The 1,533-nt window shown below is 53.6% G+C and carries 1 protein-coding gene; it reads left to right on the plus strand.

Annotation, left to right across the window (positions count from 1 at the left end; genetic code table 11):
* A partial coding sequence (locus tag D7X94_RS17875) for an IS5 family transposase (protein WP_120429170.1) occupies window positions 1–1,527 on the plus strand: 1,527 nt, incomplete at its 5' end.
* Window positions 1,528–1,533 lie beyond the last annotated feature (6 nt).

A 1,533-nucleotide genomic window follows, 5' to 3' on the forward strand; every position in this document is an offset into this window, starting at 1 on the left:
GAGCAGCTATCCATGGATGAGTTTTTTATGCCCTTTGGTGGGCGGCTCATGAAGGATAACAGCTGGGTGCGTTTGGCGGAGATGATGCCATGGGAGCACATAGAGGAGATTTATGCACAGAACATGAGTGAGGAAACAGGCCGTCCGGCCATCCCATCCCGGATAGCGTTTGGGGCGATTTTTATCAAGGAGTACTGTCATATTACAGATGAGGGAACCGTAGAGGAACTCCAGGAAAACCCTTATATGCAGTACTTTGTGGGGTTGCATGAATTTCACCCGGAGCCGCTATTCGACCCGTCCATGATGGTGCATTTCCGCAAACGGTTCCCAGTGGAAGAGGTAGGGAAGATCAATGAATCTGTCTGTACCGGGAAGTGGCCGGAGGAGCAGAGGAATGTGGACCGGAACGATGAAGGGGATGGAGATCGTGACGGGAATAATCCACCGGTTCCGCCTGTAGATGGGAGCGAAGGAAAGGGAGAAGAGGCTAGGAAGAAGGGGAAAGCAAAGAAAAACACGTCCAAGAAGAAAGAGAAACGACGGAAAAAGAACCGAGGAAAACTGCTTCTGGACGCCACGGTGGCCCCAGCCGACATCAAATATCCTACGGACATCGACCTGCTGAACAAGAGCCGGGAGCATCTGGAAACGGCAATCAACATTTTGTGGAAAGAGGTGCCGCATACCGGCCACAAGCTGCCGTATTCCGCGAAAAAGGCCCGGAAGTCCTATCTGAAGCTGGCCAAAAGCAAGAAGTGGACCCAAGCCAAGTGCCGGAAAGCCATTGGTGAGCAGCTGCACTATATCCAGCAGGCCACCAGGCAGCTGGAAAAATATGAGGCGCTTGTTCCCGGCGCAAGCGCCCTGTACCCCCGCTGGCTTCGGGACCGCCTGGATGTGATCCCCGTTGTGTACCGCCAGCAGAAAGAGATGTACGACAACCGCACCCACAAATGCGAGAATCGGATCGTCAGTCTGGAGCAGCCCCATGTCAGGCCGATCCAGCGGGGCAAGCGTCTCAACCCTACGGAATTTGGGCAAAAATTGCACCTTTCCGTGGTGGATGGCTACGTTTATCTGGAGCAAACCTGCTGGAAGAATTTCAACGAAGGCGGTGATCTGCAAGCCGCTGTGGAGGATTACCGGCGCAAATTTGGCTGCTATCCCGCCGCTGTGCTGGCGGATAAAATCTACCAGACCAGAGCCAACAGGTCCTACTGCAAAGAACGGGGCATCCGTCTCTCCGGCCCGCCTATGGGCCGCAGAAAAGCCACTGTATCTGACGCCAAGATCAAACGTCAAATCGTTCACGACTCCTGTGAGCGCAACACTGTTGAAGGCCGTATCGGCAACGCAAAACGCCGTTTCGGCCTTGATTGTATTTTCGCTAAACTGGATGAAACCGCCAAAACCCAGGCCGCCCTCATCCTCTTCGCCTTGAACGCCAGCCTCCGTCTGGCGCGCTCGCTTTTGCTCTATTTTCAAATCTCTTTTCCTTTTCCTCTTTTCCTCATTTTTCAGTAAACCCTA

Source organism: Acutalibacter sp. 1XD8-33 (assembly GCF_003612555.1).
Lineage (GTDB): Bacteria > Bacillota > Clostridia > Oscillospirales > Acutalibacteraceae > Acutalibacter.